Source organism: Streptomyces sp. UG1 (assembly GCF_049974585.1).
Taxonomy (GTDB): domain Bacteria; phylum Actinomycetota; class Actinomycetes; order Streptomycetales; family Streptomycetaceae; genus Streptomyces.
The window spans coordinates 118,574-132,246 of record NZ_JBNGGG010000028.1; the positions used below are offsets into that span (position 1 = coordinate 118,574).

The window sequence follows — 13,673 nt, forward strand, 5'->3', positions numbered from 1 at the left end:
CACCCGAAGGAGTGAACCTCGGAGGAGAGTTGGCGGGCAAGTTCCTCTGGCGCCTGCACCTGCCCTGCGCGGTGGGCGGGTTGGACGTCTGCGGCAGGCGATGGCAGTATTCGCCGCCACGCCCGTCCGGAGCCTGCCATTCCACCCCAAATCAGGCGCCTGACCTGCACGGTCGTATCGATGGGGCGACCGATGCGACCCGTTCGCGAACTGTGTGAAGGGCTCGTGCAGACTGGCCGGATGCGAACAGAGCTTGTTTCGGAGCCCGGGGACCCGGCCCGTCCCAACGAGGACTTCGCCGGTGTCGGCCTGCCCGCCTCGGGACAGGGCGGCGCGCTGGTGGTCCTGGACGGGGTGACCCCACCGAGGGGCGAGACGGGCTGTCTGCATTCCGTCCCCTGGTTCACCGCGCGACTGGGCGGAGCCCTGACCGAACTGACCGTTTCACTCCCCGATGTTCCCCTCTCCGAAGCCCTGGCCCGCGCCATCACGCGTACCGCTGACGCACACCGGGAAACCTGTGACCTTTCTCACCCGCGCACCCCACAGGCAACGGTGGTCCTGGCGCGCTGGTCGGCGCGGTCGGTGGAGTACCTGGTCCTCTCGGACTCGGCCCTGCTCACGGAGTCCCCGAACGGCACCGTCACGCCCTGCCTGGACGACCGCCTGTCCCGTCTCCCCCGCGCCCGGCTGGCCACGGACGCCCTGATCGACGCCCATGTCCGCAACAAGGAGGGCGGCTTCTTCACGGCGGCCGCGGATCCGTCGGTGGCGGCGCGGGCGGTGACGGGGGTGCTGCCGCGCGCCGGGGTGCGGGCGCTGGCCGCCCTGACGGACGGGGCGACCCGGTGGGTGGAGAAGTTCCGGGAGGGCGACTGGGGCGACTGCCTCACCTTCGTACGCAAGGAGGGGGCGCGGGCGCTGGTGGACCGGGTGCGGGAGCTGGAGCTGGCCGACGCGCAGGAGCGGACGTATCTGCGGCGCAGCAAGACGCACGACGACGCGACGGTCGTGTACGTGGAGCTGTGAGCCGCGGGTGTCGCGCCGGGGGGAGCGGCTACTTCTCCATCTCCCGGTTGAGCTGGTTCAGCAGCCGGGCCAGCTCCGCGACCTCGCGCCGGTCCCAGTTGGACATCTGCTCGACGTACCGGGCCCGCCGGGCCTCCCGCACCTTGGCGACCCGCCGGCGCCCCTCCTGGGTGAGGTGGACCAGCCAGGCCCGGCCGTCGGCGGGATCCGGCTCGCGGGCGACCAGGCCGAGGTCCTCCAGGGCGCGCAGTTGGCGGGACATGGTGGCCTTGCCGACGCCGATGTAGGCGGCGAGCTCGGTGGCCCGCAGGCGCCCGGCGTCGTCCAGACGGACCAGCAGGCCGTACGCGGCGGACTCCAGGTCGGGATGGACCTCGCGGGCCATCTCGCCCTGCTTGGCCCGGGCGCGGCGCAACAGCACGGTCAACTCGCGTTCCAGATCCAGGAACTCGGGCCGGCCCGGACCACCACCGGACGCCCCGGACTCGACCCGCCGTCCGTCGCCGTTTCCGTCTTCGTGCACGTCAGCCCTGCCTCGATTTCCCGGTCCGTGAAAGTATCCGCCGACCCCCGTCATTGCCGCAGCTCCGCCAGTATTTCGCAGGCGTAGACCAACGGCAGCCCCCGGACCCCCTGCCACCTGCCCTTCCGCCTGCCTGGCTTCTCCATCAGACCCGCACTTGGCATGCCCACGCCACAAGCACGGGCACCGGTCTCGTCACAGGACACGCACATCTCCCCACCGAGCGTCACCGAGCCTTCGGAGGCACGCTATGCCCGTGCACAGACCCGAACAGCTCCGCCCCTGCCGCCGACTTCTGCTCACCGCCCTCCCCCTCCTCGCCGTCCTGATACTCGCCACCCAACCCTCCCCCGCGGCCGCCGACGACACCCCGCCGCGCGGCTCGGCCTACATGGGCATCGGCGTCATGGCCCACGACGGCGAGGACGGCGTCCCCGTCTCCGGCCTGGCAACTCAGACGGAAGGCGTCGACGTCTCCAGCCATCAGGGCAACGTCGCCTGGTCGACCCTGTGGGACAGCGGGGTGAAGTGGGCCTACGTCAAGGCCACCGAGGGGACGTACTACACCAACCCGTCCTTCACCCAGCAGTACAACGGCTCCTACGACGTCGGCATGATCCGCGGCGCGTACCACTTCGCGACCCCGGACACCACCGATGGAGCAACCCAGGCGGACTATTTCGTCGACCACGGCGGCGGCTGGTCCGGCGACGGCAAGACGCTGCCCGGCGCCCTCGACATCGAGTGGAACCCGTACGGGAACGCCTGCTACGGCAAGACGCCGAGCGCGATGGTCACCTGGATCCGCGACTTCGTGAACCGGTACAAGGCCCGCACCGGCCGTGACCCGGTCATCTACACGGCCACGAACTGGTGGAAGCAGTGCACCGGCAACCACAGCGGCTTCGCCACCAGCAACCCGCTGTGGGTCGCCAGGTACGCGGCCCAGGTGGGGGAACTGCCGGCCGGCTGGAGCTACTACACGATGTGGCAGTACACGTCCTCCGGCCCGACCGTCGGCGACCACAACAAGTTCAACGGCACCCTCGACAGGGTCGTGGCGCTCGCCAACGGCTAGTGCGGCGAAGGCCCGGGCCTCCCTCACGGGACCCGGGCCTTGCCTGTCCGGCCGCGTCCGTCACGCCGCGACCGGAACCTCGGGCACCGCGCCGTCGGTGGCCGGCGACAGTGCCAGTTCCAGGACCTGGCGGACGTCGGTCACGGCGTGGACGTCGAGCTTGTCCAGCACCTCGGCCGGGACGTCGTCCAGGTCGGGCTCGTTGCGCTTGGGGATGACCACGGTGGTCACCCCGGCGCGGTGCGCGGCGAGCAGCTTCTGCTTCACGCCGCCGATCGGGAGGACCCGGCCGGTCAGTGACACCTCGCCGGTCATCGCCACGTCCGTGCGGACGAGCCGCCCGCTCAGCAGCGACGCCAGCGCCGTCGTCATCGTGACGCCGGCGCTCGGGCCGTCCTTCGGCACCGCGCCCGCCGGGAAGTGGATGTGCACGCCCCGGTCCTTCAGGTCGGCCACGGGCAGTTCGAGTTCGGCGCCGTGGCTGCGCAGGAAGGACAGGGCGATCTGCGCGCTCTCCTTCATCACGTCACCCAGCTGGCCGGTCAGCGTCAGTCCCGCCGCGCCGGTCTCCGGGTCGGCCAGCGACGCCTCCACGAACAGCACGTCTCCGCCCGCTCCCGTGACCGCGAGGCCGGTCGCCACACCGGGCACGGCCGTACGGCGCTCCGCCGGGTCCTGGGCCGACTCGGGCACGTGGTGCGGCCGGCCGATCAGGCCGCGCAGATCGCCCTCGCCGATCGTGAACGGCAGCTCCCGGTCGCCCAGTTCGTGCTGGGCCGCCACCTTGCGCAGCAGCCGCGCGATGGACCGCTCGAGGTTGCGCACGCCCGCCTCGCGCGTGTACTCGCCGGCGAGCCTGCGCAGGGCGCCGTCGTCGATGGCGACCTCGTCCGTCTTCAGTCCCGCCCGCTCCAGTTGACGCGGCAGCAGGTGGTCACGGGCGATGACGATCTTCTCGTCCTCGGTGTAGCCGTCGAGCCGGACCAGCTCCATCCGGTCGAGCAGGGCCTCGGGGATCGCCTCCAGGACGTTGGCCGTGGCCAGGAAGACCACGTCCGACAGGTCCAGTTCCACCTCCAGGTAGTGGTCCCGGAAGGTGTGGTTCTGGGCCGGGTCGAGCACCTCGAGCAGGGCCGCCGCCGGGTCGCCCCGGAAGTCGGACCCCACCTTGTCGATCTCGTCCAGCAGGACGACCGGGTTCATCGAACCGGCCTCCTTGATGGCGCGGACGATCCGCCCGGGCAGCGCGCCGACGTACGTACGCCGGTGACCGCGGATCTCGGCCTCGTCGCGGACGCCGCCGAGGGCGACCCGGACGAACTTCCGCCCCATGGCGTGCGCCACGGACTCGCCGAGCGAGGTCTTGCCGACACCGGGCGGGCCGACGAGCGCCAGCACTGCGCCACCGCGCCGCCCGCCGACGACACCGAGGCCCCGGTCCGTACGGCGCTTGCGCACCGCCAGGTACTCGGTGATCCGCTCCTTCACGTCCTCGAGCCCGGAGTGCTCGGCGTCCAGCACGCCCTTGGCGCCCTGGATGTCGTAGGCGTCCTGGGTCCGCTCGTTCCACGGCAGTTCGAGCACGGTGTCCAGCCACGTGCGGATCCACGATCCCTCGGGCGACTGGTCGCTGGACCGCTCCAGCTTGTCGACCTCCTTGAGCGCGGCCTCGCGGACCTTCTCGGGCAGGTCGGCGGCCTCGACCCGGGCGCGGTAGTCGTCGGACTCCTCGCCGTCCCGCTCGCCGTTCAGCTCGCGCAGCTCCTTGCGTACGGCTTCGAGCTGACGGCGCAGCAGGAACTCGCGCTGCTGCTTGTCGACGCCTTCCTGGACGTCCTTGGCGATGGTCTCGGCGACGTCCTGCTCGGCGAGGTGGTCACGCAGCTGCTGGGTGGCGAGCTTCAGCCGGGCCACCGGGTCGGCGGTCTCCAGCAGCTCGACCTTCTGCTCGGTGGTCAGGAACGGCGAGTACCCGGAGTTGTCGGCGAGCTGGGACACCTCGTCGATGGCCTGCACCCGGTCGACGACCTGCCAGGCGCCGCGCTTGCGCAGCCAGGCCGTGGCGAGGGCCTTGTACTCCTTCACCAGCTCGCCCACCTGTCCGGGCAGCGGCTCGGGCACGCTCTCGTCGATCCGGGTCCCCTCGACCCACAGCGCGGCACCCGGCCCGGTCGTCCCGGCGCCGATCCGCACCCGGCCGCGACCGCGGATCAGGGCGCCCGGGTCGCCGTCGGCCAGCCGGCCGACCTGCTCGACGGTGCCGAGCACACCGGTGCTCGCGTATGTCCCGTCGATGCGTGGCACCAGCAGCACCCTGGGCTTTCCCGGTGTGGCCCGGGCGGCGGCCTGGGCGGCCTCCACCGCGGCGCGTACATCGGCGTCGTTCAAGTCCAGCGGGACCACCATCCCGGGCAGCACGACCTCGTCGTCGAGCGGCAGCACGGGCAGGGTGAGCGATGCGGACGTCGAAGCCATGATCTCCCCTTAGGCAGTCAAGTTGAGTTATGCCGACTCAATGCCTGGGAGGGCCCCGATGTTCCCCGCCGCCCGTTCGCTGTGAGCGATCAGCTCCTCGACAGCCGGTGACCTCGGCTTTTGTGCCATCGCCGGACCACCGGCCACAGACCCACCCCGGTGATCAGGGCGAACAGATGCCCCCAGTTGGTCAGCGGGTCCGTGAGGTTCAGCAGGTCCTGGACCAGCATCCCCCCGAACAGCGCCAGCGCCGGCCACCGCAGCCACGGCCGCAGCAGCCCGGCCAGCGCGCCGATGCTCGCCGCGACGCCGAAGCTGACGCCGTAGTCGAGGCGGTGCAGCGAACTGCCGGGGAGGTGGCCGGCCAGCACCGCGAGCCCCACCGGAACCTGGGTCGCGAGGGTGGCCAGGACATGCCCGGCCAGGAAGACGACGGCCGTGCGCGCACCGCCGACGCGCCGCTCCAGCGCGGTGAGCACGAGCAGGAAGCCGAGCGTGTACGGCGCCGTGATCCCGCCCGCCGTCCACAGCGCACTGGCGATCAGCACCAGCACCGGCGTGCGCACGAGGTGGGCCACATCGGTACTGGAGCCCTGGTGCAGGGCGTGCACGAGGGCCGGGTCGGCGTACGCGGCGAACAGCGTGGTGGCGGCCAGTACGGCGCCGAAGGCGAAGGTGAACGGGGTGCCGGTGGGGGTGGGAAGCAGGCGCCAGGGACGCAGGGGCCGCACCCGCGACGCGGCGCCCTCGCCCTCGGCGACGACGGCGGCCGGCACGGACACCTCGCCCCCGGCGACGACGGCGGCCGGCGTCGCACCGGCGGCATCCGGCAGCGGCCCGCGCTGGCGCGGCACCCCGTCCAGCAGCCCGGCCACCTCAGGCAGCCCCGCGTCATCGGAAGGAGCGGCCGCCCCCGCGGACGCCGGCCCGGTCGCACCCGCCTTCACGGTCCGTTCCAAGGTGAGGCGCTCCTTCCGTTCACCCCCACCCTCGGACCACCGCCCACCCGTGTCTGTGATCAGCACCACACCGCAGCCGATTCTCAGCAACCTCTCAAGAACCACTCGCGTCTTACGAAGTTCGCCCTCGTCAACCTGGAGCACTCCGGGCAATTCCCCCGGCCGGGCCAACCGGAGCTGCGAGGATGGTCCGATGCCCACTTCGTACGACATCCCCGAAGTCCTGGACCGTCGCGAGGGCCCGCACGGCGAGATCGTGCTGCGGCGCCACGGTGAGCTGCTCCAGATCATCGCGAACGGCTGCTTCCTGATGGACACCTCCGACGGGCGCTCGGAACGGCTGCTGGTCGACGCCGCGCTCGGCGCGCTGGACGGGCGAGCGGCGCCCCGGCTGCTGATCGGCGGGCTGGGCGTGGGGTTCTCGCTCGCACACGCCGCCGGCGGTCCACGCCCGGGACGGATCACCGTGGTCGAGCGCGAGAGCGCGATTATCGACTGGCATCTCGACGGCCCCTTGGCTGAGTTCTCCGCCCGCGCCCTCGCCGACCCGCGCACCGAGATTCTGCAAACGGATCTCGTGGCGTACGTACATGAGACTTCCGCCACGTATGACGCCCTGTGTCTCGACATCGACAACGGCCCTGGATGGACCGTCACCGAAGGCAACGACAGCCTGTACTCACCGGGCGGACTGGCAGCGTGCGCACGGGTGTTGAGGCCCGGCGGGGTACTGGCGGTATGGTCGGCCCAGCCCTCTCCGGAATTCGAAGAAACCTTGTGTAATGCCGGATTCCAGCAGGTGCGTACCGAAGAGATCCCCGTTGCCCGGGGCGTTCCGGACGTCGTCCACCTCGCCGTCCGACCTGGATAGCCCTGGCGCGGTGACTCCCCGTACTCTGCTTGCCTGACGCGGATCATTCAAGCGTCAATCGCAAGCATGCGCAGGCATACCCAGTCAGAGGAATCACCCCACGGATTCCGGAAAGCAACTTTGGGGCGGGCGATGGAGCAGACACACACCTCCCACAACGGCACGGCGGCGACCCCGGGCGCACAGCGCCGGGTCCTGGTGGTCGAGGACGATCCGACCATCGTGGACGCCATCGCGGCCCGCCTGCGCGCCGAGGGATTCCTCGTGCAGACGGCGGGCGACGGTCCGGCGGCCGTCGACACGGCCGAGGCCTGGCAGCCCGACCTGCTGATCCTCGACATCATGCTGCCGGGCTTCGACGGCCTGGAAGTGTGCCGTCGGGTGCAGGCGCAGCGGCCGGTGCCGGTGATGATGCTGACCGCGCGCGACGACGAGACCGACATGCTGGTCGGGCTCGGGGTCGGCGCCGACGACTACATGACCAAGCCGTTCTCGATGCGGGAGCTGGCGGCACGCGTGCATGTGCTGCTGCGCCGCGTCGAGCGCGCCGCGCTGGCCGCCACGACCCCGCGCTCGGGCATCCTGCGCCTCGGCGAGCTGGAGATCGACCACGCGCAGCGCCGGGTGCGGGTGCGCAGTGAGGACGTCCACCTCACGCCGACCGAGTTCGACCTCCTGGTGTGCCTGGCGAACACCCCGCGCGCGGTCCTCTCCCGCGAGCAGCTCCTCGCCGAGGTGTGGGACTGGGCGGATGCCTCCGGCACCCGGACCGTGGACAGCCACATCAAGGCGCTGCGCCGGAAGATCGGCGCCGAGCGGATCCGTACCGTGCACGGCGTGGGCTACGCCCTGGAGACACCGACGCCATGAGCGACGGGCCGGCCCCGCGGGGCGGCCCCGGGGAGCCCTGGGGCGGTGTTAGTCCGTTCTCGATCAAGACCAAGCTGGGCGCGCTGGTCGTCATCGCGGTGCTGATCACCACCGGCCTGTCGATGATCGCGGTGCGCACCCAGACGGAGCTGCGCTTCATCACGGTCTTCTCGATGATCGCCACACTGCTCATCACGCAGTTCGTGGCGCACTCGCTCACCGCGCCGCTGGACGAGATGAACGCGGTGGCCCGGTCCATCTCGCAGGGCGACTACACGCGCCGGGTGCGCGAGAACCGCCGCGACGAGCTGGGCGACCTGGCCGAGACGATCAATCTGATGGCCGACGAGCTGGAGGCCCAGGACCAGCAGCGCAAGGAGCTTGTGGCAAATGTCTCCCACGAGCTGCGCACCCCGATCGCGGGCCTGCGGGCCGTCCTGGAGAACGTCGTCGACGGCATCGCCGAGGCCGACCCCGAGACGATGCGCACGGCCCTGAAGCAGACCGAGCGCCTGGGCCGGCTCGTGGAGACGCTCCTCGACCTGTCCCGGCTGGACAACGGCGTCGTACCGCTGCGCATGCGGCGCTTCGAGGTCTGGCCGTATCTGTCCGGCGTGCTGAAGGAGGCCAACATGGTCGCCGGGGCGCGCGCGGGCATGGCGTCGGGATCCGGCAGCCACACCCGCACCGACGTCCATCTGCACCTCGACGTCTCCCCGCCGGAGCTGACCGCGCACGCCGACCCCGAGCGCATCCACCAGGTCGTCGCCAACCTCATCGACAACGCGATCAAGCACAGCCCCCCGCACGGCCGCGTGACGGTCAAGGCGCGGCGCGGGCCCTACCCCCAGTCGCTGGAGCTGGAGGTCCTGGACGAGGGCCCGGGCATCCCGAAGTCGGAGTGGCACAAGGTCTTCGAACGCTTCAACCGGGGCGCGGTCCGCCGCCCGCACGGGCCGGGCAGCGACGGCGGTACGGGGCTGGGGCTGGCCATCGCGCGCTGGGCCGTGGATCTGCACGGCGGTCGGATCGGGGTGGCCGAATCCGATCGGGGTTGCCGGATCCTTGTCACCCTCCCAGGGCAGCCTTCCGTTCAAAGTTGACGTAAAGTTCGAAGCGGAGCCACAAGATCCACGTCGGTCCCGGCTGACGGACACGTGTGATCAGGTCCAGACCTGCGCGTTTGGCGCGCCCGGTCGGGCTCCCCCCTTCCCATCTGAAGCGGAACCTCGCTTGTTTCCCGCCATTTCCAGGCACGAAACACGCTTTCTGATGTGACTTACACGACGATGACCTTGCTCGGACTGACCTTCCCGGCCATGGAGGCGTAGCCTTTATTCCCGCTGTCCATCACCTTGTGAAGCGGAAGAGGGCGGTTGCCGCCGTGTCGCCACAGTCCCCCAGTAACGCATCGAGCATCTCGACCGACGCCGACCAAGCGGGCAAGAACCCCGCTGCCGCGTTCGGTCCGAACGAGTGGCTCGTCGACGAGATCTATCAGCAGTACCTCCAGGACCCGAATTCGGTAGACCGCGCCTGGTGGGACTTCTTCGCCGACTACAAGCCGGGAGCGGCCGCCGCCTCGGCTCCGGCGGGCACTGCGGCCGCGGGGGCCGCAGAGACCACGACGGCCCCCAAGCCCGCAGCGGCCCCGGCTCCGGCCGCCCCGGCCGCCCCGTCGGCCCCGGCACCGGCCCCCGCGGCCCCGAAGCCGGCTGCCGCCGCGCCCGCCGCCCCGGCGAAGCCCGCCGCCGCCGCGAAGCCCGCCCAGCCGAAGAAGGCCGAGCCCGCCGCCGCGGCGGACGGCCCCGAGCTGGTGACGCTGCGCGGCCCGGCCGCCGCGGTCGCGAAGAACATGAACGCCTCGCTGGAGCTGCCCACGGCCACGTCCGTGCGCGCGGTCCCGGTGAAGCTGCTGTTCGACAACCGCATCGTCATCAACAACCACCTCAAGCGCGCCCGGGGCGGGAAGATCTCCTTCACGCACCTGATCGGCTACGCGATGGTGCAGGCCATCAAGGCCATGCCGTCCATGAACTACTCGTTCGGCGAGAAGGACGGCAAGCCGACGCTGATCAAGCCGGCGCACGTCAACCTCGGCCTGGCCATCGACCTGGTCAAGCCCAACGGCGACCGCCAGCTCGTCGTGGCCGCCATCAAGAAGGCCGAGACGCTGAACTTCTTCGAGTTCTGGCAGGCCTACGAGGACATCGTCCGCCGCGCCCGCGACGGCAAGCTGACGATGGACGACTTCACCGGCGTCACCGTCTCCCTGACCAACCCCGGCGGCCTCGGCACCGTCCACTCGGTCCCGCGCCTGATGCCCGGCCAGTCGGTCATCATGGGCGTCGGCTCCATGGACTACCCCGCGGAGTTCCAGGGCACCAGCCAGGACACGCTCAACAAGCTCGGCATCTCCAAGGTCATGACGCTCACGTCGACCTACGACCACCGGGTGATCCAGGGCGCCGCCTCCGGCGAGTTCCTGCGTCAGGTCGCGAACCTCCTCCTCGGTGAGAGCGACTTCTACGACGAGATCTTCAAGGCGCTGCGCATCCCCTACGAGCCGGTCCGCTGGCTCAAGGACATCGACGCCAGCCACGACGACGACGTCACCAAGGCCGCCCGTGTCTTCGAGCTGATCCACTCCTACCGGGTCCGCGGCCACGTCATGGCCGACACCGACCCACTGGAGTACCGCCAGCGCAAGCACCCCGACCTGGACATCACCGAGCACGGCCTCACCCTGTGGGACCTGGAGCGCGAGTTCGCCGTCGGCGGCTTCAACGGCAAGTCCCTGATGAAGCTGCGCGACATCCTCGGCGTCCTGCGCGACTCGTACTGCCGCACCACCGGCATCGAGTTCATGCACATCCAGGACCCGAAGCAGCGCAAGTGGATCCAGGACCGCGTGGAGCGCGGCCACACCAAGCCCGAGCGCGAGGAGCAGCTGCGCATCCTGCGCCGGCTGAACGCGGCGGAGGCCTTCGAGACCTTCCTGCAGACCAAGTACGTCGGCCAGAAGCGCTTCTCCCTGGAGGGCGGCGAGTCCGTCATCCCGCTGCTCGACGCGGTGCTGGACTCGGCCGCCGAGTCCCGCCTGGACGAGGTCGTCATCGGCATGGCCCACCGCGGCCGCCTGAACGTGCTCGCCAACATCGTCGGCAAGTCGTACGCCCAGATCTTCCGCGAGTTCGAGGGCAACCTCGACCCGAAGTCGATGCACGGCTCCGGCGACGTGAAGTACCACCTGGGCGCCGAGGGCACCTTCACCGGCCTGGACGGCGAGCAGATCAAGGTCTCCCTGGTCGCGAACCCCTCCCACCTGGAGGCGGTGGACCCGGTCCTGGAGGGCGTCTCGCGCGCCAAGCAGGACGTCATCGGCAAGGGCGGCACCGACTTCACGGTCCTGCCCGTGGCGATCCACGGCGACGCGGCCTTCGCGGGCCAGGGCGTGGTGGCCGAGACCCTGAACATGTCGCAGCTGCGCGGCTACCGCACCGGCGGCACGGTCCACGTCGTCATCAACAACCAGGTCGGCTTCACCGCGGCCCCCGAGTCCTCGCGTTCCTCCATGTACGCGACGGACGTGGCCCGGATGATCGAGGCCCCGATCTTCCACGTGAACGGCGACGACCCGGAGGCCTGCGTGCGCGTGGCGCGGCTCGCCTTCGAGTTCCGCCAGGCGTTCAACAAGGACGTGGTGATCGACCTCATCTGCTACCGCCGTCGCGGTCACAACGAAACCGACAACCCGGCCTTCACGCAGCCGCTGATGTACGACCTGATCGACAAGAAGCGCTCGGTGCGCAAGCTCTACACCGAGTCGCTGATCGGCCGGGGCGACATCACCCTGGACGAGGCCGAGCAGGCGCTCCAGGACTTCCAGGGCCAGTTGGAGAAGGTCTTCACGGAGGTCCGCGAGGCCACCTCGCAGCCCGCCATCGCGGAGCCCTCGGAGCCGCAGGCCGAGTTCCCGGTCGCCGTCAGCACGGCGATCACCACGGAGATCGTCAAGCGGATCGCCGAGTCCCAGGTCAACATCCCCGACCACATCACCGTCCACCCGCGTCTGCTGCCGCAGCTCCAGCGCCGGGCGTCGATGGTCGAGGACGGCACCATCGACTGGGGCATGGGCGAGACCATCGCGGTCGGCTCGCTGCTCCTGGAGGGCGTCCCGGTCCGTCTCGCGGGCCAGGACTCGCAGCGCGGCACCTTCGGCCAGCGCCACGCGGTCATCATCGACAACAGGACGGGCGAGGAGTACACGCCGCTGCAGTACCTCTCCGAGGACCAGTCGCGGCTGAACGTCTACAACTCCCTGCTGTCCGAATACGCGGCCATGGGCTTCGAGTACGGCTACTCGCTGGCCCGCCCGGACGCGCTCGTGATGTGGGAGGCCCAGTTCGGCGACTTCGTCAACGGCGCCCAGACGGTCGTGGACGAGTTCATCTCCTCGGCCGAGCAGAAGTGGGCCCAGACCTCCGGTGTGGTCCTGCTCCTCCCGCACGGCTACGAGGGCCAGGGCCCGGACCACTCCTCGGCCCGCCCGGAGCGGTTCCTGCAGCTCTGCGCGCAGAACAACATGACGGTCGCCACGCCGACGTCGCCGTCGAACTACTTCCACCTCCTGCGGTGGCAGGTGCACAACCCGCACCACAAGCCGCTGGTCGTCTTCACGCCGAAGTCGATGCTGCGTCTGAAGGCCGCGGCCTCGAAGGCGGAGGAGTTCACGACGGGCCAGTTCCAGCCGGTCATCGGCGACCCGTCGGTCGACCCGGCCGCGGTCAAGAAGGTCGTCTTCTGCGCCGGCAAGGTCTACTACGACCTGGACGCCGAGCGGAAGAAGCGCGGCATCACGGACACGGCGATCATCCGCATCGAGCGCCTGTACCCGCTGCCGGGTGCCGAGCTCCAGGCGGAGATCAAGAAGTACCCGAACGCCGAGAAGTACCTGTGGGCCCAGGAGGAGCCGGCGAACCAGGGTGCCTGGCCGTTCATCGCGCTCAACCTGATCGACCACCTGGACCTCGCGGTCGGCGCCGACGTCCCGCACGACGAGCGCCTGCGCCGCATCTCGCGCCCGCACTCCTCGTCCCCGGCCGTCGGTTCCGCCAAGCGGCACCAGGCCGAGCAGGAGCAGCTTGTGCGTGAGGTGTTCGAGGCCTGAGCCTTTGAGCCCGGTGGAGGCCCGGCTCCGAGTCGCAACGACTCGGGGCCGGGCCTTCCGGCATCTGCTCTCAACTCGCCAGCCACATCAGTAAATTGAGAGAGAACACGCAAGACCTATTTACGGGGGGCGCGAATGGCCGAGCTGCTGCGGATCGCCATGGGCGACGAGGACGGCGAGGGACAGCTCGTCGTCGAGGTCGAGGACGACGAGCCCGGCATGGTCCGCGCCTCCCGCGTCGGCGACCGTATGCGCGAGGCGTCCGTCTCCCTGGAAGAGGCCCTGGCCCCCATCCGACGCGCCGCCGAGACGACCCTGCGCACCTTCCAGGCGGCCCAGCCGACCACGGTGGAGCTGGAGTTCGGCGTGAAGCTCAACGCCAGCGCGGGCGCGGTGCTGACGAAGGCCGGGGTCGAGGGCCATATCGTCGTCAAGCTCGGCTGGGAGAAGAAGGACACCGGGGCGTGAGCTTCACGCGGTGAGGGACATATCCTCACTGCATGTACTTCACCGACCGAGGCATCGAAGAACTGGAGAAGCGGCGCGGCGAGGAGGAGATCACCTTCGAGTGGCTGGCCGAGCAGCTGCGCACCTTCGTCGACCTGAACCCGGACTTCGAGGTGCCGGTGGAGCGGCTGGCGACGTGGCTGGCACGGCTGGACGACGAGGACGACGACGTATAGCCGTCCGGCAGGAGA

At 70.3% G+C, this 13,673-nt stretch carries 11 protein-coding genes; 8 read left to right on the forward strand and 3 right to left on the reverse strand.

What is annotated here, in order from left to right:
• Positions 1-240: 240 nt before the first annotated feature.
• On the forward strand, positions 241-1,029 hold the full coding sequence (locus tag ACP4J3_RS29335) for a hypothetical protein (protein ID WP_426539067.1): 789 nt from the start codon (positions 241-243) through the stop codon (positions 1,027-1,029).
• A gap of 28 nt (positions 1,030-1,057) precedes the next feature.
• Here the strand turns inward: ACP4J3_RS29335 and ACP4J3_RS29340 are convergent, their stop codons facing one another.
• Positions 1,058-1,552, reverse strand: coding sequence for a MarR family winged helix-turn-helix transcriptional regulator (locus ACP4J3_RS29340; RefSeq protein ID WP_426539068.1), 495 nt, complete (start codon positions 1,550-1,552; stop codon positions 1,058-1,060).
• Positions 1,553-1,802: 250 nt separating this feature from the next.
• Between ACP4J3_RS29340 and ACP4J3_RS29345 the strand changes: the two genes are divergently transcribed.
• Positions 1,803-2,630, forward strand: coding sequence for a lysozyme (locus ACP4J3_RS29345; protein ID WP_426539069.1), 828 nt, complete (start codon positions 1,803-1,805; stop codon positions 2,628-2,630).
• Between the two features lie 60 nt (positions 2,631-2,690).
• Here the strand turns inward: ACP4J3_RS29345 and lon are convergent, their stop codons facing one another.
• Together lon and ACP4J3_RS29355 are read right to left on the reverse strand one after the other, a co-directional pair.
• Positions 2,691-5,105, reverse strand: a complete 2,415-nt coding sequence (gene lon, locus ACP4J3_RS29350) for an endopeptidase La (protein ID WP_426539070.1) — start codon at positions 5,103-5,105, stop codon at positions 2,691-2,693.
• 89 nt (positions 5,106-5,194) lie between these two features.
• Entirely contained in the window at positions 5,195-6,064 is an 870-nt protein-coding gene (locus ACP4J3_RS29355) for a rhomboid-like protein (protein ID WP_426539071.1), read from the reverse strand.
• Positions 6,065-6,257: 193 nt separating this feature from the next.
• On the opposite strand from ACP4J3_RS29355, the gene ACP4J3_RS29360 reads away from it, so the two are divergent.
• The 6 genes from ACP4J3_RS29360 (at position 6,258) to ACP4J3_RS29385 (ending at position 13,658) form a co-directional block, all read left to right on the forward strand.
• Positions 6,258-6,935, forward strand: a complete 678-nt coding sequence (locus ACP4J3_RS29360) for a spermidine synthase (protein ID WP_426539072.1) — start codon at positions 6,258-6,260, stop codon at positions 6,933-6,935.
• 132 nt (positions 6,936-7,067) lie between these two features.
• A complete protein-coding gene (locus ACP4J3_RS29365; protein WP_030956984.1) occupies positions 7,068-7,805 on the forward strand; it encodes a response regulator transcription factor in 738 nt (245 codons plus the stop codon).
• Positions 7,802-8,908: a sensor histidine kinase gene (locus tag ACP4J3_RS29370; protein ID WP_426539073.1), complete on the forward strand. Its 1,107-nt coding sequence runs from the start codon at positions 7,802-7,804 to the stop codon at positions 8,906-8,908. The genes ACP4J3_RS29365 and ACP4J3_RS29370 overlap by 4 nt, the downstream gene beginning before the upstream one ends.
• Positions 8,909-9,189: 281 nt before the next feature.
• Positions 9,190-12,975, forward strand: a complete 3,786-nt coding sequence (locus tag ACP4J3_RS29375) for a multifunctional oxoglutarate decarboxylase/oxoglutarate dehydrogenase thiamine pyrophosphate-binding subunit/dihydrolipoyllysine-residue succinyltransferase subunit (RefSeq protein ID WP_426539074.1) — start codon at positions 9,190-9,192, stop codon at positions 12,973-12,975.
• 135 nt (positions 12,976-13,110) lie between these two features.
• The gene (locus tag ACP4J3_RS29380) at positions 13,111-13,443 is read left to right on the forward strand and encodes a CU044_2847 family protein (RefSeq protein ID WP_426539075.1); all 333 of its coding nucleotides are present in this window, start codon (positions 13,111-13,113) and stop codon (positions 13,441-13,443) included.
• Positions 13,444-13,475: 32 nt separating this feature from the next.
• On the forward strand, positions 13,476-13,658 hold the full coding sequence (locus tag ACP4J3_RS29385) for a DUF6104 family protein (protein ID WP_003997970.1): 183 nt from the start codon (positions 13,476-13,478) through the stop codon (positions 13,656-13,658).
• The last annotated feature ends 15 nt before the right edge of the window (positions 13,659-13,673 follow it).